The 20,001-nt window shown below is 69.3% G+C and carries 22 protein-coding genes; 14 read left to right on the top strand and 8 right to left on the bottom strand.

From position 1 onward, the window contains the following. Positions 1 to 18: 18 nt before the first annotated feature. Positions 19 to 570, top strand: a complete 552-nt coding sequence (locus AB4Z18_RS00850; protein WP_441780811.1) for a DUF4303 domain-containing protein — start codon at positions 19 to 21, stop codon at positions 568 to 570. A gap of 12 nt (positions 571 to 582) precedes the next feature. On the opposite strand, the gene AB4Z18_RS00845 is transcribed toward AB4Z18_RS00850, so the two are convergent. After that, complete coding sequence (locus AB4Z18_RS00845) at positions 583 to 2,682, bottom strand: hypothetical protein (RefSeq protein WP_441780810.1); 2,100 nt, start codon at positions 2,680 to 2,682, stop codon at positions 583 to 585. After that, positions 2,682 to 3,230: an orotate phosphoribosyltransferase gene (gene pyrE, locus AB4Z18_RS00840; protein ID WP_441780809.1), complete on the bottom strand. Its 549-nt coding sequence runs from the start codon at positions 3,228 to 3,230 to the stop codon at positions 2,682 to 2,684. The genes AB4Z18_RS00845 and pyrE overlap by 1 nt, the downstream gene beginning before the upstream one ends. A gap of 126 nt (positions 3,231 to 3,356) precedes the next feature. On the opposite strand from pyrE, the gene AB4Z18_RS00835 reads away from it, so the two are divergent. From AB4Z18_RS00835 to AB4Z18_RS00815, 5 genes are all read left to right on the top strand, one after another. Beyond that, positions 3,357 to 4,208 (top strand): exodeoxyribonuclease III, encoded by an 852-nt coding sequence (locus AB4Z18_RS00835; protein ID WP_441780808.1) that lies wholly within the window; start codon positions 3,357 to 3,359, stop codon positions 4,206 to 4,208. A 26-nt stretch (positions 4,209 to 4,234) separates the two neighbouring features. Next, positions 4,235 to 4,618 (top strand): hypothetical protein, encoded by a 384-nt coding sequence (locus AB4Z18_RS00830; protein ID WP_441780807.1) that lies wholly within the window; start codon positions 4,235 to 4,237, stop codon positions 4,616 to 4,618. Between the two features lie 92 nt (positions 4,619 to 4,710). Continuing rightward, the gene (locus AB4Z18_RS00825) at positions 4,711 to 5,571 is read left to right on the top strand and encodes an ABC transporter ATP-binding protein (protein WP_441780806.1); all 861 of its coding nucleotides are present in this window, start codon (positions 4,711 to 4,713) and stop codon (positions 5,569 to 5,571) included. Between the two features lie 70 nt (positions 5,572 to 5,641). Next, positions 5,642 to 6,679, top strand: coding sequence for an aliphatic sulfonate ABC transporter substrate-binding protein (locus tag AB4Z18_RS00820; protein WP_441780805.1), 1,038 nt, complete (start codon positions 5,642 to 5,644; stop codon positions 6,677 to 6,679). Positions 6,680 to 6,686: 7 nt separating this feature from the next. Then, positions 6,687 to 7,499, top strand: a complete 813-nt coding sequence (locus tag AB4Z18_RS00815; RefSeq protein ID WP_441780804.1) for an ABC transporter permease — start codon at positions 6,687 to 6,689, stop codon at positions 7,497 to 7,499. A gap of 18 nt (positions 7,500 to 7,517) precedes the next feature. Here AB4Z18_RS00815 and AB4Z18_RS00810 read toward each other — a convergent pair whose 3' ends face one another. Continuing rightward, positions 7,518 to 7,712, bottom strand: a complete 195-nt coding sequence (locus AB4Z18_RS00810; protein WP_441780803.1) for a DUF2795 domain-containing protein — start codon at positions 7,710 to 7,712, stop codon at positions 7,518 to 7,520. Between the two features lie 142 nt (positions 7,713 to 7,854). Between AB4Z18_RS00810 and AB4Z18_RS00805 the strand changes: the two genes are divergently transcribed. The 3 genes from AB4Z18_RS00805 to AB4Z18_RS00795 all read left to right on the top strand — a co-directional run bounded on the left by AB4Z18_RS00805 (position 7,855) and on the right by AB4Z18_RS00795 (position 9,950). Next, positions 7,855 to 8,190: a hypothetical protein gene (locus AB4Z18_RS00805; RefSeq protein WP_441780802.1), complete on the top strand. Its 336-nt coding sequence runs from the start codon at positions 7,855 to 7,857 to the stop codon at positions 8,188 to 8,190. Then, positions 8,187 to 9,374 carry a baeRF2 domain-containing protein gene (locus AB4Z18_RS00800; protein WP_441780801.1) on the top strand — a complete coding sequence of 396 codons (1,188 nt, stop codon included), beginning with the start codon at positions 8,187 to 8,189 and terminating at the stop codon, positions 9,372 to 9,374. The genes AB4Z18_RS00805 and AB4Z18_RS00800 overlap by 4 nt, the downstream gene beginning before the upstream one ends. 108 nt (positions 9,375 to 9,482) lie before the next feature. Then, a complete protein-coding gene (locus tag AB4Z18_RS00795) occupies positions 9,483 to 9,950 on the top strand; it encodes an SRPBCC family protein (RefSeq protein ID WP_440741059.1) in 468 nt (155 codons plus the stop codon). A 73-nt stretch (positions 9,951 to 10,023) separates the two neighbouring features. Here the strand turns inward: AB4Z18_RS00795 and AB4Z18_RS00790 are convergent, their stop codons facing one another. Beyond that, a complete protein-coding gene (locus AB4Z18_RS00790; RefSeq protein ID WP_441780800.1) occupies positions 10,024 to 10,815 on the bottom strand; it encodes an SDR family oxidoreductase in 792 nt (263 codons plus the stop codon). 143 nt (positions 10,816 to 10,958) lie between these two features. On the opposite strand from AB4Z18_RS00790, the gene AB4Z18_RS00785 reads away from it, so the two are divergent. Beyond that, positions 10,959 to 11,210, top strand: coding sequence for a hypothetical protein (locus AB4Z18_RS00785; RefSeq protein ID WP_441780799.1), 252 nt, complete (start codon positions 10,959 to 10,961; stop codon positions 11,208 to 11,210). A gap of 6 nt (positions 11,211 to 11,216) precedes the next feature. Here AB4Z18_RS00785 and AB4Z18_RS00780 read toward each other — a convergent pair whose 3' ends face one another. From AB4Z18_RS00780 to AB4Z18_RS00770, 3 genes are all read right to left on the bottom strand, one after another. Beyond that, complete coding sequence (locus AB4Z18_RS00780) at positions 11,217 to 12,650, bottom strand: APC family permease (RefSeq protein WP_441780798.1); 1,434 nt, start codon at positions 12,648 to 12,650, stop codon at positions 11,217 to 11,219. A gap of 75 nt (positions 12,651 to 12,725) precedes the next feature. After that, a complete protein-coding gene (locus AB4Z18_RS00775) occupies positions 12,726 to 13,622 on the bottom strand; it encodes an SDR family NAD(P)-dependent oxidoreductase (protein WP_441780797.1) in 897 nt (298 codons plus the stop codon). A gap of 36 nt (positions 13,623 to 13,658) precedes the next feature. Further along, positions 13,659 to 14,438, bottom strand: a complete 780-nt coding sequence (locus AB4Z18_RS00770; protein WP_441780796.1) for a class I SAM-dependent methyltransferase — start codon at positions 14,436 to 14,438, stop codon at positions 13,659 to 13,661. A 34-nt stretch (positions 14,439 to 14,472) separates the two neighbouring features. On the opposite strand from AB4Z18_RS00770, the gene AB4Z18_RS00765 reads away from it, so the two are divergent. From AB4Z18_RS00765 to AB4Z18_RS00750, 4 genes are all read left to right on the top strand, one after another. After that, positions 14,473 to 14,997 (top strand): DUF488 domain-containing protein, encoded by a 525-nt coding sequence (locus AB4Z18_RS00765; protein ID WP_441780795.1) that lies wholly within the window; start codon positions 14,473 to 14,475, stop codon positions 14,995 to 14,997. A gap of 138 nt (positions 14,998 to 15,135) precedes the next feature. Continuing rightward, a complete protein-coding gene (locus AB4Z18_RS00760; RefSeq protein ID WP_441780794.1) occupies positions 15,136 to 16,596 on the top strand; it encodes a DUF6421 family protein in 1,461 nt (486 codons plus the stop codon). Then, the gene (locus AB4Z18_RS00755; RefSeq protein ID WP_441780793.1) at positions 16,593 to 17,333 is read left to right on the top strand and encodes an SDR family oxidoreductase; all 741 of its coding nucleotides are present in this window, start codon (positions 16,593 to 16,595) and stop codon (positions 17,331 to 17,333) included. The genes AB4Z18_RS00760 and AB4Z18_RS00755 overlap by 4 nt, the downstream gene beginning before the upstream one ends. Beyond that, positions 17,330 to 18,400: a threonine aldolase family protein gene (locus tag AB4Z18_RS00750; protein WP_441780792.1), complete on the top strand. Its 1,071-nt coding sequence runs from the start codon at positions 17,330 to 17,332 to the stop codon at positions 18,398 to 18,400. Before AB4Z18_RS00755 ends, AB4Z18_RS00750 begins: the two co-directional genes overlap by 4 nt. A 542-nt stretch (positions 18,401 to 18,942) precedes the next feature. Here the strand turns inward: AB4Z18_RS00750 and AB4Z18_RS00745 are convergent. Further along, on the bottom strand, positions 18,943 to 19,938 hold the full coding sequence (locus tag AB4Z18_RS00745) for a hypothetical protein (RefSeq protein WP_441780791.1): 996 nt from the start codon (positions 19,936 to 19,938) through the stop codon (positions 18,943 to 18,945). Between the last annotated feature and the right edge of the window lie 63 nt (positions 19,939 to 20,001).

Raw genomic sequence — 20,001 nt, 5'->3', positions numbered from 1 at the left:
CCGCGGCGCACGGGGGACATGGTGGACGACATCGCGCGCATCCGCTCGGCCCTCCGGGATGCCGCGCGACAGGCCTGGTCCTCCCTGCGTGAGGAGCGGCCGGCGGAGGCGTTCTACTATTTCGGGCTGTGGACGACCTCGCTCGCTCACCGGCCGGTTCCGACCGCGTGCTCGTACGAAGGGTTGCAACAGGCGGTGGAGGCGGCGCGCGCCGAGGGCCTGGACGTGGAGGAGGATACCCTCCGGTGGTCGGTGAACGACTCGCCGTACGACCTGTACGGCGACGAGCTCTTCGCCCGGCTGGAGCCGCTCTTCGACGCGTTCGGGGGTCCGTACGACCGCCCGCGGGCGGTCAACGAGGAGTTGCTCGAAGCGATGATCGGTGCGCTGGCCGACCTGGACGCCGAGGGATTCTTCGGCGTCGGGGCGGCCCGTGAGGCCGTCGTCGTGAATGTCACGCTGCCGGAACGGGACAGCGTGACGGGCGTCCTGGAGTCCGCCCGTCGACTCAATCCGCCCCGAGCCCTCGCGCGGTATGCGAGGGAGCTGGGCTCCGCCGCGGACGCCTGACCCGCGGTCTGGCTACCCCGGACCGGGACCGGCGACCGACGACGTGAGCGGCTGCCCGCTGACCCGCGACGCGAAGCAGTAGTACGACCGCTGGCCGTCCTTCCACTGCTGCTCGGTCGCCGGGAACGAGCCGGTCACCTGCACGTCCGGGTAGGCACCGGCCGCCCCCAGATCGATCACGCCGCCCGCAGTGCAGAGGCCGGGGACCTGCTGTGCCAGAGCGTCCGGTCCCGGGTACGGGGCGGCCGGATCGGCGGAGAGCAGGTTCGTGTAGACCAGCTGTGCCGTGTGCGGAGTGGCGCAGTCGACGACGGTGAAGTCCTCGGCCCACACGGACGTGAAGGGCTGGATGCACTCCCCTCCGCCGAGGCTGTCCCACGGATGCGTGCCCGCGCCGACAGCAGCGGCGGGCTTCGGTGTGACGGTCGGGACGGGGGTCGGCGTGGGGCTCGGCGTGGTCTTGGCGCTCGGAGTGGCGGATGCGGCCGGCTGTGCAGCGGGTTTCGCTGCGCCGAACCAGGAGGGGATGCGCGTCCCGAGCGCGAAGAGGCCGATCAGCACGAGCACGACGGCCAGGGCGGCGACGACGGTGAAGAGGATGCGGTTGTTGCGCGACTCCCAGAGGCCGGGTGCCGAGGGAGGTGCCGGCGGCGTGGTGGCGGAGCCGTCGGCGCTGGTGGAGGCGGAGGTGGAGGCGGTGATCGGGGCGCTCGTCGCGTCGACGTCATGAGCCGCGCGAGCGGCGTGCACGTCTGCGGGCGGCACCGTGAACGGCGTCGTGGCCACGAGCTGCGGTCCTTCGGCCTCGGCCGCCGGTTCGGGCTCCGCCTCGGGCTCCGGCTCGACCTCGGGTACCGGTTCGAGCTCTGGTTCCGGCTCCCCCGCGAGCTCTGCCTCACCGAGGCCGTCGCCAGCGAACGTGTCGTCGCGTTCCGGCTCTTCTGCCGCGTCCCCGAACAGCCGCGCGAGCCCATCCGGCTCGGAAGCGACAGCGATGCTCTCGGCGTCGATCGGGCTGGTCGCCGGCGACGGGATGCCGCCCAGCGCGACCTCCGCCTCGGCCGCCGGGATGTCGGGCTCGGACGGCAGGACGCTCGGCGGCTCGACGGGCGGCGGCTCGGCGGGCGGCGGCTCGGCGGGCGGCGACTCGACGCTCGGCGACTCGGCGCTCGGCGACTCGGCGCTCGACGGCTCGGCGGGCGGTGGCTCGGCGGGCGGTGGCGGGGTCGCCTCCGGCATCCGGAAGTCCGGGTCGAGCGGGATGACGCTCGTCGTGTCTCCGATCACCGAGCGGCCCGACGGCTCATCCGTCGCGGAACCGCCGAATCCCAGCAGGGCCGCCAGACCGTGGCTCTGCTCCCCGTCGTCGCCGGATTCCGATTCATCCTCTGGCGCGGGCGCGTCGAAGATGCTCCGGGGTTGCTCCGGCTCCTCGGGCGCGGCAGGCGTCGGCTGCTCGGGCTCGATGACCCACGAGCCGGCCGCGGTGGGCTCAGTGGGCTCAGCGGGCTCGACGGGCGGCGTGGGCTCCAGCGTGGGAACCGTGGAGGCGGGCCCTGTCACGGGCTCGATGTAGTTGGAGCGTCGCACCGGCGGTGTGAACGGCTCGCCATCATCGGGCTCGGGCTCGGGCTCAGGCACCTCGGGAACGACCGGTTCGAACAGCGCAGGCGTGTGCTCGACCGGGCGCGTCACGGGTGCGGCTGCCTCCGTCGCCGGCTCAGACTCCTCGACGGGTTCCGGCTCAGACTCCTCGGCGGGTACCGGCTCGGACTCGACCAGCGGGTCCCCGCCGGCACCCGGCGTCAGGTTCCAATTGAAAGCGACCGGGAACTCCGCGGCAGGTTCTTCCTCACGGACCGGCTCCTGCGTGGGGCGGCCGAGCAGCTCGTCGAAGGGCGCAGGCTCTGCGTCAGCGTCAGCGTCAGCGTCGGCGTCCACGTGGGCCTCGGCCTCGGCCGTGTCCGCGCCCTCCGCATCCTGTGTCCGCTCCTCCGCCAACTGCTGGAACAGCCAGTCGGCGCTGCCGAATTCCGGCTCGTCCGGCTGCGACTCGTCCGGGTCTCGCGGAGGTCCCCCGTCCTCCCCACGCCGCCCGCGCTCGTCGGACACTAGGCCAGCCCCAGATCCTTCAGCCCGATGGCGGCGTAGTACGGGTAGCCGGCGCCTTCGATGACCTCCCGCGCTCCCGTGTCACGGTCGACGACGACGGCCACGGCGGCGATCTCAGCTCCGACCTTCTTCAGGGCTTCCACGGCCTTGAGCGGCGAACCGCCGGTCGTGGAGGTGTCTTCCAGCACGATTACGCGCTTGCCTTCGAGGTCCGGCCCCTCGACCTGCTTGCCACGACCGTGGTCCTTCGGCTCCTTGCGGACGACGAAGGCGTCGTAGGAGACGCCCTGCGCGCCGCCCTGGTGGAGGATGGCGGCGGCAACGGGGTCGGCGCCCATCGTCATCCCGCCGACGGCGACGACGTCCGGGATGTCGCGGATGAGCTCGATCATGACCTGCCCGATCAGCGGCGCGACGCGGTGATCGAGGCTCACCTTGCGGAGGTCGACGTAGTAGGTCGCCTTCTTGCCGCTCGTCAGCGTGAAGTCGCCGTGGAAAACGGCCTCGGCGGCGATGTAGTCGATGAGCTGCTGTCGTGCGTCGGTCACATCCCCGATTCTAGAGGGGAACGCCATTTCGTCCGGGAGTTCTCCACAGGTTGTCTGCTCTCCACGCACTCGCGCCGGTCCCTGGAGGGCCGGGGCGGCGTCGGCGGCGGCCGATACGATCGAGGCATGCGCGTCGCCACCTGGAATGTGAACTCGATCCGCACCCGTGTGGGCCGGGTGGTCGACTGGATGGTGCGTGAGGATGTCGACGTCCTCGCCATGCAGGAGATCAAGTGCAAGCCCGAACAGTTCCCCTATGCGGCGTTCGAGGAGGCCGGCTACGAAGTCGTGCTTCACGGGCTCAACCAGTGGAACGGCGTCGCGATCGCCAGCAGGCTCCCCATCGAGGACGTCACGATCGGCTTCCCCGACATGCCGGGCTTCCTGAAGGACCACGACGGCCCCGACCTCCCCAAGGAGGCGCGCGCCATCGGTGCGACGGTGGAGGGGGTGCGGCTGTGGAGCCTGTACGTGCCGAACGGCCGGGCGCTCACCGACCCGCACTACGTCTACAAACTCGACTGGCTGGCCGCCCTCGCCGCCGACACCGAACGCTGGCTCGCGGACGACCCGAACCTCCAGCTGGCCCTGATGGGCGACTGGAACGTGGCGCCGCTCGACTCCGACGTGGGCGACCCGGCCCTCGTCCCGGGCCTCTCGACCCACATCTCGCCGCCCGAGCGCACCGCGTTCGCGGCGTTCGAGAAGGCGGGACTGAGCGACGTCGTCCGCCCGATCGTCCCCGACGGCTTCACCTACTGGGACTACAAGCAGTTGCGCTTCCCCCGCAATGAGGGGCTGCGGATCGACTTCATCCTGGGCTCCCGCGCGTTCGCCGATCGGGTGGTCGGCGCGAGCATCCACCGCAACGAGCGCAAGGGCACGGCGCCCAGCGACCATGTCCCCGTCCTCGTCGAGCTCGCTCCCGTCGCCACCGCCGAGGAAGACGACGACGACCGCCCGATGATCTTCGGCTGACCGGCGAGCGCCCGACGATGACTGCCATGCCGCCGGCCGCCTACCCGGCTCCACCGGGCGCGCAGCGTCGACCGGTGATCGTGTGGGACCTGGTGACCTCGATCGTCCTCCAGGTCCTCGCGGTCGTCATCGCCGGTGTGCTCACCTTCGCCGCGTTCTTCCTGGTGTTCGCCAGCGACCCCTGCGGCGGAGCGACCGCTTGCGACACCGACCGCATGGGCGCCGGCTTCCTGGTGGCCCTCCTCGGCCCTGCGGCGGTCACCCTCGTGGCCGTGATCGTTGCGATAGTGCTGGTGGTCCGCCGCCGCATCAGTTTCTGGGTGCCGATCGTCGGCATCCTGCTCGCCATCGGCGTCTGGGTGGGCGGGGCTGCTCTCGTCATCTCCGGGGTCCCGGGCGCCACTTTCTGACCACCGCCCGAGCGGGGGCCCGGCAACTTCCGTTACGTCGCGTTTCAGCGGGCCAGCGGGGTCGCGCCCAGCGTCGATAGCGTCGAAGCACGATGACCTCTTCGTCCACCGCCTTCCCCGTCGAGTTCTCGGGCGTCACGCGCACCTTCGCGACACCGAACCGGCGTGGCGGTCGCGGGTCGGCCGCCCCCGAACTGCGACCGGTGCTGCGGGACGTCTCCCTCCGCGTCCGCGCGGGCGAGGTGGTCGCGATCCTGGGCCCGAGCGGCTGCGGCAAGTCCACCCTGCTGCGCATCGCCGGGGGCCTCGACGCCCCGTCCGGGGGAACCGCCCTCATCAACGGGACAGCCGTGGCCGGGGTGGATGCGCGGTGCGCGGTCGGCTTCCAGGAGCCACGCCTACTGCCGTGGCGTTCTCTCGCGGACAACGTCGCCCTGGGCCTGCCGCGCGGCCTCGACCGGGCGGCCGGGCGGGAGCGGGTCGCACAGCTTCTGGAGCTGGTCGGGCTTACCGCGTCCGCCACCCTCCGACCGCGCGAGGTCTCCGGCGGGATGGCCCAGCGCGCTTCGCTGGCCCGGGCGCTCGCTCGCAATCCGGGCGTCCTGCTGCTGGACGAGCCGTTCGGCGCCCTCGACGCGCTCACCCGGATGCGGATGCAGGACCTCCTGCTCGACATCCACGCCGCAGCGCCCACCACCATCCTGCTGGTCACCCACGACGTGGATGAGGCGCTGCAGCTCGCCGACCGCATCGTTCTGCTCGGCGGCGAGCCGGACCGCGCGGGGTCGACCATCGTCAGCGTCACGACCGTGCCGGGCGACCGGCCGCGCGACCGCGGGTCCGCCGAGCTTGCCGAGCTTCGCGCAGACCTGCTCGACGGCCTCGGCATCGACCGCCACGGCCGCGCCCACGACGACCGGCACGCCGCGGCCGTCCCGGCTTTCCCATACTGACCGCACCACACAGCACCGTCCGCAGCACCCACACCAGACACAGCACCCCACACCCCGAGAGAGGCCACCCATGCGCCGCAGATCCACCGCCCTGACCGCCGCCGCCGGCATCGTCGCTGCCGCCAGCCTGCTGCTGACCGGCTGCGTGGCCGGCGAGGGCTCCGCCGCCGGCGCGACCAGCAGCGCCGGAGTCACGAAGGGCGGCACGCTCAACATCGACTTCGCGACGTACAACCCGCTGAGCCTCGTCATCAAGAAGGAGGGCTGGCTCGAGAAGGCGCTGAAGAAGCAGGACATCACGGTCAACTGGGTGCAGTCCGCCGGCTCCAACAAGGCCAACGAAGCACTCCGCTCCGGCGCGATCGACGTCGGTTCGACCGCCGGCTCCGCCGCGCTGCTGGCCCGCTCGAACGGCTCCGCGATCAAGACCATCGACATCTTCTCGCAGCCCGAGTGGTCGGCGATCGTGGTCGGCCCGAATTCCTCCATCACCTCGGTGAAGGACCTCAAGGGCAAGCAGATCGCCGCCACCAAGGGCACCGACCCGTACTTCTTCCTGCTGCAGTCGCTGGAGGCGAACGGTCTCTCGGCGAGCGATGTGACCATCCAGAACCTGCAGCACGCCGACGGCTGGGCCGCGCTGCAGAACGGCTCGGTGGACGCGTGGAGCGGCCTCGACCCGATCATGGCGAACGCCGAGAAGTCGGGCGCGAAGCTCATCTACCGCAACGTGAAGTTCAACACCTACGGCTTCCTGAACGCGACCGAGTCGTTCCTGGACTCCAAGCCGGATGTGGCGCAGACCGTCGTGAATACGTACGAGTACGCCCGCGGCTGGGCGCTGAAGCACAAGGACGAGACGGCGAAGATCCTCTCGGATGTCGCCGGCATCGACCCTGCGGTCGCCACGACGGTGATCACCGAGCGCACCAACCTGGACGTGTCGAACATCCCCGGGAAGGCCCAGCTCACGGTCCTGAAGAAGGTCGGCCCGATCTTCGTCCAGTCGAACGACGTGAAGTCGCAGTCCGACATCGACGAGGCGCTCGACACACTGCTCGACCCGTCCTTCGCGAAGAAGGCCGACCCGAGCGCCATCGGAGGTTGACGGGCGGATGACCGTTCAGAGCGCATCGGAGGCCGTCGCCGCGGCGAACGTCCGCACGCCCCTGCTGGCCCGCCGGGGGGTGCGGATCGCGGCAGGGTTTTTCATCCCCGTCGTCGTCTTCGTGGTGTGGCAGCTGGCGTCGACCTCCGGTGCGTTCACGTCGTCGCAGCTCCCCTCGCCCGCGATGGTGTGGGAGGCCGCGGTCGACCTCGCGCAGCGGGGTCTGCTCGGTCAATACGTCGCGATCTCGACGCAGCGCGTCCTGATCGGGTTCGCGTGTGGGGCTGCGCTCGGTCTCCTGCTCGGTGCCCTGGTGGGACTGTCGCGGTGGTCCGACGCGCTGTTCAGTCCGACTCTCGCGGCGATCCGCGCCGTGCCGTCGCTCGCGTGGGTGCCGCTACTGATCCTGTGGTTCAAGATCGGTGAGGATTCCAAGATCATCCTGATCACGATCGGTGCGTTCTTCCCCGTCTATACGACCGTGTCGGCGGCGCTCAAGCACGTCGACCGGCATCTGGTCGAGGCGGGCCGCGCGTTCGGGCTGAACGGCGTCCGGCTGTTCACCACCGTCCAACTCCCAGCGGTGCTGCCGTCGGTGATCTCCGGGCTGCGACTGGCGATGGCTCAGGCCTGGCTGTTCCTGGTCGCCGCCGAACTGATCGCCTCGTCGATGGGGCTCGGCTTCCTGCTCACCGACTCGCAGAACAACGGCCGCACGGATCGCCTGTTCCTGGCGATCATCCTGCTGGCGATCCTGGGGATCATCACCGACTCGCTGCTCGGCCTGTTCGAGCGCTGGTCGGCCCGGCGCTGGGGCTGAGCGCCGGGCCGTACCCGCTCAGCTGCCGCTGATGCCCTCGGTGACCTGCACCGGGCTCTCGAACTGCCGGTCGGGCAGTCCTTCGAGCGCGTCGATGACCTCCTTCGGGGCGCCCTGACCCTGCGCTGTGCCGACGAGGTCGGCCTTGCCTGCGGGGTAGTCGACCCCGCTCAGGTACTTCTGCACGTCGATCTGGATGGGCCGGTCGGCCATGTCCTTCTCCTTCCATTCCGGGCGGATGAGTCCACGCCTACCCCCATCTCGCCGGGTGGCAAGACCTTGCAGGGGCTTCTGTGCGGTGGTTCTTTCTGTGACGTTCCCGGCTTATCGAGCCGACGACGCGGAAGGAGTTCTCATGGCCGAACGCGGAAACACCAAGCACGGGCCCATCCAGGATGAGGAGCTCAAGCACGAAGCGCAGTCTTTCGTGCAGGGTCACGGACCGAGCCATGTCGAGGAGTGGCGGCAGACCGAGCCGATGCCCGACGACACGGACGACCCCGAAGTGGTCACCGCCTCGGGGATCGACGGGGTCGAGGCCCCGGCGGGCGACGGAGTGGTGGATGCGGAGGGCGGGGGCGACCCGGGCGCAACCGGCCCCGACACGCTCGCCTACACGACGGAGACGCCGACGGACGGATCGACGGACGACTCGCCGGATTCATCGACGGCCGGGGAGGAGGGCCGATGAGCGCCCGCGACATCCTCGGCGGGCTGCTGGCCGAGCCCGGCCCGTGGACGACCGTGCTGGCCGACATCTCGCGCGACATGCACGACCCGCAGCGAACGGTCGACCTGCGCCACCGCTCGCTCCTGCAGTCGCTGGAGCAGCAGGGTGCTCCACGCGCGGACATCGACGCCGTTGAGGGCGCGCTCCTGACGGACTACCGCACCCCGAGCCCGAGTGCCCGGTTCATCGCAGTGCGGGGAGGCCAGGTGGAGGTCGACGAGGTGATCCTCGGCGCCATCCCGCGTGACGGCTGGGCCTGGCACGCGCCGGTCATCGACCCGCTCCCTCTGCTCGCGCGCGACGCCTTCGGCTTCGACGCACTGCTCGTGGAGGCCTCCCGGGACGGCGCGACGATCTGGCACCGGCGCCCCGACCTCCAGCACGATGCGGACGCCCCCGCCATCGGCGAGGAAGCGCAGCAGACCGACGAGCCCGAGCGCGTGGACGGCACCTCGCACGGCATCGTGCACAAGGTCCCCTCGGGCGGCTGGGCCCAGCTGCGCTATCAGCACTACGTCGAGGACACGTGGCGGGACAACGAGCGCGCTGTCGCGGAGCGGATCGGCGAGCTGGTCGAGCGCTTCCGGCCCCGGCTGATCATGGTGGCGGGCGACCTCCGGGCCGTCGAGCTCCTCACGGAAGAACTGCCTCAGGCCGCGAAGGATGTGCTCTTCACCGAGCAGCTGGAGGCGACGCAGGGCGACGATCAGGAGGAACTGTTCCGGCGCTTCGAGGCGGCTGTGGCCCGCGTGGCAGCAGAGGAGGAGACGGCGGCTCTCGAGCGGATCTTCACGCGCTCCGAGGGCGAGGGCCGCAGCGAAGCCTTCGGTATCGGCGAGGTGGTCGACGCGCTGGGGCAGAGCCAGGCGGACACCGTGCTGGTGACCGTTCCTCGGGAGGCGGAGCGCACCCACGACCAGGAGCGGAGGGCCATCGCGCTCGACGCCCAGCCGTGGATCGCCTCCGCGCCCGAGCAGGACTACGGAGCGGGCGAGCTCGGCATCGTGCCGGCGTCCGTGGCGATCGCCCGCGCCGCCGTGCTGACCGACGCACGCGTGATGGTCGTCTCCCCCGGAGAGCTGCCGGACGACGCGCCGGCGGCCGCGCTGCTGCGCTGGCCGGTAGGGCCCCCTCAGTCGGTCTGAGAAGCGCATCCCGTCGCACGATCCACCTGTGAAATCCAGGCCCTATAGCCCGTCCGTCGCCCGGCCTACCGTCGGCGCGGAAACGAGAAGACAGCGAAAGGAGCAGCAATGGCTGCAGTGACCCAGTCCATCGACGTGAACGTCCCCGTCACCACGGCGTACAACCAGTGGACCCAGTTCGAGTCGTTCCCCCACTTCCTCGACGAGGTCGAGGAGATCACCCAGGTGGATGACACCACCAACCACTGGCGCGTGAAGATCGGCGGCGCGGAGCGTCAGTTCGACACCGTCATCACGGAGCAGCTCCCGGACGAGCGCGTGGCGTGGAAGTCCGTGGCCGGTGACACCGAGCACGCGGGCGTCGTCACGTTCCACCGGCTTTCCGACGCCGAGACGAAGGTGACCGTGCAGCTGGAGTGGGCGCCGTCCGACGCGCTCGAGAAGATCGGCTCCGTGTTCGGCCTCGACGACCACGCGGTGAAGAAGGACCTCGAGAACTTCAAGAAGTTCATCGAGTCGCAGGGCACCGAGACCGGCGCCTGGCGCGGCGAGGTGGACCGCGGCGAGACGGTCTGACCCGTCCTACGACACGACGACGGCGCCGGTGGAGTTCCACCGGCGCCGTCGTTTCGTGTGTGGTTTCTGCGGGCTACAGGATGGGCCGGCCTCCCGTGACCGCGATCCTCGCGCCCGAGATGTACGACCCTTCGTCGGAGGCGAGCAGGACGTAGACCGGCGCCAGTTCCGCAGGCTGCCCGGCGCGGCCGAGCGGGGTGTCGCTGCCGAACTGGCTCACCTTCTCCTCCGGCATGGTGGAGGGGATGAGCGGCGTCCAGATCGGACCGGGCGCCACACTGTTGGCGCGGATGCCCTTCTCGCCGAGCAGCTGCGCGAGCGACGCCGTCATGTTGGCGATGGCCGCCTTCGTCGCCGCGTACGGCAGGAGCGTCGGGGAGGGCATGTCGGAGTTGACCGACGACGACCCGATGATGCTCGCGCCGGGCTTCATGTGCGGCACCGACGCCTTCGCGAGGTGGAAGAACGCGGACAGGTTGGTCGCGATCGTGAAGTCCCACTCGTCGTCTGGGATCTCATCCAGCGATTCGTGGTTCATCTGGAAGGCGGCGTTGTTGACCAGCACGTCGATGCCGCCGAGCTCCTCGACCGTCTTCGCGACAATGTCGCGGCAGTGCTGCGGGTCGGACACGTCGCCGGGCAGCAGGAGGGCCGTGCGGCCCGCCTCGCGCACCCACTTCGCGGTGTCCTCGGCGTCGTCGTGCTCGTTCAGGTACGAGATCGCGACGTCGGCGCCCTCACGGGCGTAGGCGATGGCGACCGCCTTGCCGATTCCGCTGTCGGCGCCGGTGATGAGCGCGACCTTGCCGGTCAGCTTGCCGCTGCCCCGGTAGCTCTCCTCGCCGTGGTCGGGCCGCGGTTCCATCGCCTCGGTGCTTCCGGGCGGTTGCTGCTGTTGTTCAGGGAAAGACATCCATTGACCTCCGTTCGTGTGTCCCCAGGCAACACCCCGCACCAGCGCACGTCAGGGGCTTGGGTGGTCCCGGATGTGCGCGTACCGTCCCTCCAATGAACGCGACACCGGACGCACCCGACGAACACCAGAGCGACGCCGCCCAGACGGCAAAGGACCGCTCGTACAGCCCGTCGAGCGAACGCGAGACCGAGGTGAAGCAGGATGAGTCCGGCGGCACCGCGGTACGCCCCGGCACCGGCGGTCCCGACGACGTGGGCGACATCCCGATGCCGCCCGAGGACGACCTCGACCCGGCGACCATCGTCGAGCGCGGCGACCCAGGGCACCGGGCCGGCGACGCCTGACGCGCGCTACGAGCGGCGCGACTCCGCCTCCACGCGAGAACCGGCGCGGCGGGCCGCGGTGCGCGAGTAGATGCGCTCCGCGATCCACAGCAGGATTCCGATCGCGAGAAGCCCCAGGGCGATCGTGTACTGACCCGCCGGGCGGCCCGACGTCCACGGGAACACCAGGTAAAGGCAGGTGATCGCGCCGACGATCGGCAGCGCGGTCGGCGTCCGGAAGTGCTTGTGGTCGACCGGCTGCTTTCGCAGCACGAGTACCGCGACGTTGACGACCGCGAACACCGCCAGGAGCAGCAGGGAGGTCGTGCCTCCGAGCAGCGCCACGATCGAGCCCTTCGGGTCGAGCGAGACGTAGCCGATCAGGGCGACGGCGAGCGCCGACGTGAAGAGGATGGCCGTCCACGGCGTCCGGCGCTTCACCGACACCCTCGCGAGGAACGGCGGCAGCACCTTCTGCCGGCTCATGCCGTAGAGCAGGCGGCTCGCCATCATCATGTTGATCAGTGCCGTGTTGGCGACCGCGAACATCGAGATGAACGGCAGCAGGTCGTTGATCGGGAAGCCCGGCGCGGCCGCCTCGACCGCGGTGACCAGCGGCGTCTCACTGCCGGCGAGCTGTCCGATCGGGACGAGGGCTACGACCGTGATCGACACGAGCACGTAGATGATCGCGGCGATCCCGAGGCCGCTGAGCATCATCTTCGGGAAGATGCGGCTGGGTTCCTTCGTCTCCTCCGCCATGTTGACCGAGTCCTCGAAGCCGACCATGGCGAAGAACGCGAGCGAGGTGGCGGTGCTGACCGCCAGGATGACTCCCTTGTCCTCCGGCGTCTCGAACGCGACGACGCGCGACCAGTCCGCGTTGCCGCCGACGATCGCCCACAGGCCGATGAAGATCACCAGCAGGAGGCCGGAGAGCTCGACGAGGGTGAGGACGACGTTGAGCCAGACGCTCTCCGCCACCCCGCGCAGGTTCACCAGCATGATGAGCACGATGAACGCGAGCGCGATCAGCAGCGTCGAGACGTTGTCGCCGGGCAGGCCGAACCCGACCGAGAGGTTCACCGCGAAGGCGCGGGACGCCGTCGACGCCGAGGTGATCCCGGAGGTCATCACGATGAAGCACACGATGAACGTGAAGAAGTGGATGCCGAACGCCTTGTGCGTGTACAGCGCCGCCCCCGCCGCCTGCGGGTACTTGGTGACCAGCTCGAGGTAGGAGAAGGCAGTGACCGTCGCCACGGCGAATGCTAGAAGGAACGGCAGCCATGCCGCCCCGCCGACCTCAGCGGCGACCTGACCGGTCAAGGCGTAGATGCCCGTTCCGAGGATGTCGCCGACGATGAACAGGAGCAGGAGGCCTGGCCCGAGAGCCCGCTTCAGCTCCGGCTGCTCCGGCTCGACGGTCTTGACCACCTGGGTCCATGACGGATCGCTCACGATCGGCTCCCTTCGACATTGCTCGGGGAGTCACTGTATGTGAGTTCTCACAGAAATGGGAGCCCCACGCGGCGGCTATTGCCTGCCGGTGAACTCGTCCATCGAGTCGTACACGCCGAACACGCGGCCTGCAACCACGTCCCAGGCCCGGGTGGGCAGGATGCCGCGCAGCGTCCGCGCGAGCCCGACCGTCCACGGGAGCATCAGCATCGGCCGGCCCGCGAGCATCGCGCGCCACACGCGGTCGACGACGTACTCGGGGGTCATCACGGGCGTGAGCAGCGGGCCGCGCGCCCCCTCGAACATGCCCGTGTCGATGTAGCTCGGGGCGACGGTCGTCACCTTCACGTGCCCGAAGCCCTGCCGTTCGAGTTCCAGCCGGACGCTGTCGCTCCAGCCGATCAGCGCCCACTTGCTGGCCGCGTAGACGCTCATGCGGGGATTAGAGAGCGTGCCGGCGGCCGAGGCGATGTTGACGATCCGGGCCTCGCGGGGGCTCTCCAGCATCCCGGACACGAACTCGCGCGTCACGTACATCGGCGCGAGCGCGTTCACTTGCATAGTGGTGCGCGTGTCCTCGCCGTTGTCGTGCTCCCAGAAGAACTTGCCGCGCACGATCCCTGCGTTGTTGATCAGCACGTCGATGCCGCCGAGCTCCTTGCGGACGGCCTGCGCGCTCTGGGCGATCGCGCCCAGTTCCGACAGGTCGACGACGTAGGGATGCACGCTCGTCGAGGGCCGTCCGACCGACGAACTGGGCGAGCGCGGCGGCGCCCCCCAGGCGGCAGCCGTGCGGCCGGCGAGGATCTCGTGCCGCAGCCGGTGGGTCAGCTCGCTGAGCGCCGCCTCATCCCGATCCCAGAGCACGACCGCTCGCGCGCCCTCCAGAACCGCACGTTCGGCGTACAGCCGCCCCATCCCCGAAGCCGCGCCGGTGATGAGCACGCGCGCACCGCGAACCGTTCTCGCCATACCCCCATCATCGCAGGCCGGGGTGAACGAGCGGCTTCAGGGCTTGCGGAGCTCCAGGAGGTGGCGGCTGGAGTAGGTGACGAAGACGCCGTCCCGGCGGAGCTGGGCGTCGAGGTCCCGCAGCCGGTCGCGGTAGGCCTCGACAGTGAAGCCGGGAACCCACCAGATCACCCTGCGCAGGAGGTAGACCACCGCCGCGATGTCGAAGATCTCGATCCGGGTGCGTGTGGTCCGGAGGTCGACGAGTTCGAAGCCGGCCCGCTCAGCCGCCGCGACCTCGTCGTCGTGATGGCGGCCCTTCCGCGCCTCCGGAAGCGGGCCGAGAAAGAACTCGATCAGCTCGAATGCGCTCGCAGGTCCGACGTGCTGCGCGAAGTACGTGCCGCCGGGGCGGAGCACGCGGAACAGCTCGTCCCACCAGATCGTCGCCGGATGACGGCTCGTCACCAGGTCGAAGGCGCCGTCGGCGAACGGAAGCGGCGGCTCGTCCGGGTCGGCAACGACGACCACACCGCGCGGGTGCAGGAGCTGCGTGGCCTTCGCGACATTGGGCGGCCAGGATTCGGTGGCCACCGCGGTGGGAGGGAACACCTCCGCCTGGGCGAGCACTTCACCGCCGCCGGTCTGGACATCGAGCGACGCCTGCGTGACAGCCAGTCGCGCCGCGAGCTGCCGCGCGTAACCCCACGGCGGGCGCTCCTCGGTGGCGCGGCCGTTCAGCCAGGAGAAGTCCCAGCCGGACACATCCACCTGCTCGCCGAGCGCGATCAGTTCCTCGAACGGGGGCAGCGCGGCCCGCTGTGCGTCAGCATCCACGCGGGCCAGGCTATCGCGGCGTACGCTGCGACCGATGAGCGTCGTCCACACCATCGGCCACTCGACCCGCAGTCTCGACGACGTGGTCGGGATGCTGCGCCAGAACGGAGTGGACGTGCTGGCGGACATCCGCCACTTCCCCTCGTCCCGGCGCCTGCCGCAGTGGAATCAGGACGCCATCGTGGAGGCGCTGCCGCCCGACATCGGCTACCAGTGGCTGCCACAGCTCGGCGGCCGCCGCCACACACCGGCGGCTGTCGTCAGCGTCAACGACTACTGGCAGGTCGCGGCGTTCCGGGCGTACGCCGACTACATGGCCACGGAGGAGTTCGCCGGCGGGCTGGGCGAGCTGCTCGCGCTCGCCGACCGGTCGCGGCCCGCCATCATGTGCAGCGAGGCCGTGCCGTGGCGCTGTCACCGCCGGCTCGTGACGGATGCGCTGATCGTGGCCGGGGTGGAGGTGTACGACATCCTCTCCGAGCACTCCGTACGCCGGGCGGAGCTCAATCCGCACGCCCGCGTGCAGGACGGCCACCTCGTCTACCCGGCGGCCCTCTAGCGATTCGCTGCGTCCCGCGGGCATCCCGCGCGCTTTTCCGTCGGAACGGACAACAAAACGCACGCGATCCCCGGATAGGCTCGTCTCATCCACAAAGCTGCCGCGTGCGAGCGGCCGACCAACGACGGGAGGTTCGTCATGTCTCAATTCGTCCAGAACTTCACTTCAGACGCCATTGTCGGGGAGCCCGAGGTCGTTGAGGACGGCCGCCCGGTCCGTGAGGTCGCGAACGACCCGGCCTGGCTCCGGCTCAAGGACGCGGCCGTCGCCCTGCAGGCGCTGCAGGTCAAGGACGGCTCGATCGAGCAGGAGTCCGATCGTCCGGCAGCCGCCGAGCACGTCCGCACCATCGTCGACTCGATCGCCGCACTCGCACCGGCGTTCCCGCACGACGCGTCCTACCTGGCCGCTCTGCAGCGCGACTTCGCCCGCTGGGCGGACGAGGGCTTCGGCGTTCCCGACTTCCTCGACGCCCTGAACGAGTTCCAGCCGCAGCAGCACCGCGTGGATGGGCTCGGTCACCTGGTCGTCTTCCCGATGTACACGCAGAACGGCAGCTCGAACCGCTTCGTCGAGGCGGTGCTGGTCGAGGTCATCTGGCCGGAGTTCATCGCGGAGTTGGAGGCCGGCGACTACGGCAACAAGCTGTTCGTCGCGCTCCGATTCGTCGACTTCACCCCCGGGTACGACACCAACTCGGCGGTGCTGTTTCCCGAGACCGTCGCGATGCGCGAGATCCCGTCCTTCACCTGGGGCGCGATCTTCCAGGACCGCGAGGCCGCGCGCTACCGGCGCGTCGTCCGGGCGGCCGCGGAGATCACCAAGCTGGAGCTGCCGGCGGACGCCGCCGCGATGCTCGACGACCAGCACCTCACGGAGGAGACCTTCGTGATGTGGGACATCATCCACGACCGCAGCCACATGCGCGGCGACCTGCCGTTCGACCCGTTCATGATCAAGCAGCGGATGCCGTTCTTCCTCTACTCGTTGGAGGAGCTGCGGTGCGATCTGACCGCGTTCCGCGAGTCGGTGAAGCTCGAGCGTGAGCTGAGCGCTCTGCCGGATGCGGAACTCTCGGAGGCGCAGCGCGCCATCCGCGACCACGCGCACCTGGTGCAGTACGCGGTGATCTTCGACCGGATCTTCCGGTTCGCGATCACCGGCAGCCGCGTGCGCAACTACGACGGACTCGGCGGCCAGCTGCTGTTCGCGTGGATGCACCAGCACGACGTTCTGCACTGGACGGACACGCAGCTCACCATCGACTGGGAGAACGTGCCCGAGGTGGTCATCGCTCTCAGCGACCAGATCAACGACCTGTACTGGCGTTCGATCGACCGGCCGAAGGTGGCGCACTGGCTGGCCGCCTACGAGATGCTCACCCGCACACTGACCCCGCACCCGGCCTCCAACTGGGCGCGCGGACTGTCGGACGAGGTGCTCTCCGGCGCGCCGAAGGGCTACACCGACCAGGTGCTGGACGACGAGTTCCCGCTGTCGATGTTCTACGAGGCGCTGAACAAGAAGATGACCGCCGTCATCGAGTCGACGGCCGGCATCACGGGCACCACGGACGCGGCGCCCGCGGGCGCGGCATGACCGACGCCTCCACGGCGCACTCGGCGGCCCGGACCTCTTCGGAGTCCGGGCCGTCGGGCGCGGCCGGACGACTCGTGCTCATCGCCGGTGCGACCAGCGCCGCAGGCGAGGCCGTCGCGCGCGCCCTCGTCGCGGCCGGGGCGACGGTGCTGGCCGTCGGCACCCGCCAGGAGGCGCTCGACGCGCTCGCTACGGCGGTCCCCGGCGTCGAGACCCGCATCTGCGACCTGGCGGACCGGGATGCGGTGACCGAGCTGGCGATGCGCATCCACGTCACCTTCGGGCACGTCGACGGCCTCATCCACCTCGTCGGAGGATGGCGGGGCGGCGGCGGGATCGCCGGCCAGAGCGACGAGGACTGGGAGTTCCTCGAACGCGGCTTCCGCACCCTCCGCAACACCAGCCGGATCTTCTACGACGACCTGGTCGCCTCCCCCGCCGGCCGTCTGGCGATCGTCTCCTCCACCGCAGTGGACCGGCCCTACCCGGGCGGCGCGAACTACGCGGCGGCGAAGGCCGCGGCCGACGCCTGGGTGCGCGCGATCGCACAGGGCTTCACGAAGCAGGCTCCGCAATCGGCGGCGACCGTGTTCGTGGTGAAGTCCCTGGAGGGCCTCGAGTCGCGGCTCGGGGAAGAGGTCGTGCGCCTGTGGGAGCAGGACGCCGCCGAGATCGACGGCCGACGCATCCCGCTTGCTCCAAAGGAGGGCCTGGCGCCTGAGAGGATGGACGGGTGACGCTTCAACTCCACGACTTGAACCTCCGCGGCTTCGCCTCCGACAACTACGCGGGTGTGCATCCCGAGATCCTCGACGCCATCGCGGCCGCGAACAGTGGCCACCAGATCGCCTACGGCGAGGACGTGTACACCGCTCGCCTGCACGAGGTGTTCGCCGAGCACTTCGGCGAGGGCGTCGAGGTCTACCCGGTGTTCAACGGGACGGGCGCCAACGTGGTCGGACTGCAGTCGATGCTCCCGCGCTGGGGTGCCGTCGTCTGTGCCAAGACCGCGCACATCAACACCGACGAGGCCGGTGCGCCCGAGAAGGTCGCCGGCATCAAGCTGCTGCAGGTGGAGACGCCGGACGGCAAGCTGACGCCCGAGCTGATCGACCGCGAGGCGTGGGGCTGGGGCGACGAGCACCGGGCACAGCCGCTCGTGGTCTCGATCACGCAGACCACCGAGCTCGGTACCGCGTACACCGTGGAGGAGATCCGCGCGATCGCCGACCACGTGCACGCCCGGGGCATGAAGCTCCACATGGACGGCTCGCGCATCTCGAACGCCGCCGCGACCCTCGGTGTGCCGCTGCGTGCCTTCACCACGGACGCCGGCGTCGACGTGCTCAGCTTCGGCGGCACGAAGAACGGGATGCTCTACGGCGAGGCGGTCGTGGTCCTGAACCCGGAGGCGTCGGAGGGGCTGGTGTTCCTGCGGAAGCTGAACATGCAGCTCGCCTCGAAGATGCGCTTCATCTCGGCGCAGCTCATCGCGCTGCTGACGGACGACCTGTACCTGCGGTCGGCGTCGCACGCGAACGCGATGGCCACGCGCCTCCGCACGGCGCTCGAGCAGCGGATCGCCGACGGCAGCATCCAGGGCGTCGGATTCAGCCAGAAGACCCAGGCGAACGGTGTCTTCGCGACGCTCCCGTCGGGCGTCGCCGACCGGCTGCGGCAGCACTTCCGCTTCTACGACTGGGATGCCGCGAACAATGAGGTGCGCTGGATGTGCGCCTTCGACACCACGGAGGACGACATCGACGCCTTCGTGGCCGCGCTCGTGCAGGAACTGAACGCCTGACGGACGCCGTACCCCGCATGCCCCTCAAACTGGGGGCAGACCGGGGTACAAAAATGTCCTCCAAATGACCTACACGAAAGCACTTCTTCGTGTAGTCTCAAAGAGCGGTGGAGGAACCCGAATATCCATCTACCGTAACCCCGAAACGTATGCCGGGCCGTAGGAAGAAACCCTAGTCTTCCCACAGCCCGGCATCGTGGTTTAACGGCGAACGCACGGCCGATGGCGACGCCGTGACTTCTAGCTGGTCTTCGGTGGCGAGTAGCGGCCGTGCCTTCGACGTCGATCCCGCGTAGCCACCACGAGCATCGACGCCCCGAATACTGCCGACATGACAGCCAGAACGAACGGCCAGGCACCAGCCGGTCCACTCAGCCCCATGACAACGCCGTATCCAGCCCAAACAACGGCGACGACGCACCATACGACGCCGTTCCAAATACGAGGCTTGCCCACAGCGAAACGGACCCAACGGGGGTAATCAGGAGCGGTGCTCATTTGGCTATCTTCCCGCCTCTGGGCAGATGATCACTGATCGACATTCAGCCCCTACACGCGGTGATATTCGGCAGGCCCGAAGAGATAACGTAACCGATAGTCCCAGCCAGCGCCCGCACGATCACACCTGGTCCGTAGATAGATGTAGCGGCGTAACCGATCGCAATGTAGCAGTCAAGAGTTCCGAAGGCCTTTGGATTCGCCGGGTATCCGTAGCCGGTCAGCGGGATTGACTGGACCACCGCCCCGTTGATGTACTTCTTCAGGTAGCTGCCTTTGCAGTTGTTGAGCGGCGTACCGGCGGCAATTACGTAGCTGCTTCCGTTCTGAAGGATACAGATGTACGAGTAGACACCGGTGGACGGGTCGGCAACCACAGGGAAAGCGGTCGTCTGGCTGAATTCCACCACCTGGGTCAGCGTGTTTCCGTGCACCTCGTAGTGCGTGGGTACGGCCTTCCCGTTGGCATCCTTCGCCCACGCCTCGCCAAAGACGCTCAGCGGCGAACCGTCCGCTGTAACCACGGCAACGGTCCCGTTTGCGTCCTGCGTGAGCGATGCTCCCTCGGGCACGCTCATCGGGTAGTCGTACCGCTTGGGAGCGCTCGCGTTCTCGATCACCGTGCTGATCTGCAGCGTTCCGTCAGTGTGCGTCACCGGCACGGTCGAGGAACCGTTGTTGTTGTCGTACACGAGAACGCCGGTCTTCTGAGAGTCGGCCGCAGTGCTTGCCTGGTCTGCGAACGGAAGCCCGATCGTCAACTCTGCCCCACCCGATACCTGGACACCGTCGGATGCGTCCTTCGGCACCGACACCTCCACACCCGACACGGAAGCCTGCGCCGCGGTATCCGTGTCCGAGGTCGTCTTCGCGAGATCCGATATCGCCTCCGGCGCGACCCGCTGCACCGCAGCGACAGCGTCGGTGGCGTTTACCGTCTCCGCGTCGGCAGAGAATCCCGTCAACGTTCCACCGATAACGCACATGCCGACGACCGCCGCGCACACCGAGACGGCCCTCAACTTCTTCGTTGCTTTCACGGCAGCCCTTCCTGTTGCATGAACGCCGCAAGCAAGCGACGCTCTGCTTAGGTAGACGCTGCC

This window comes from Leifsonia sp. 2TAF2 (genome assembly GCF_052115085.1).
Classification (GTDB): Bacteria; Actinomycetota; Actinomycetes; order Actinomycetales; family Microbacteriaceae; genus Leifsonia.
Note: the sequence above shows the minus strand (reverse complement) of the source record. Positions and strands in the feature narration are given on the sequence as shown.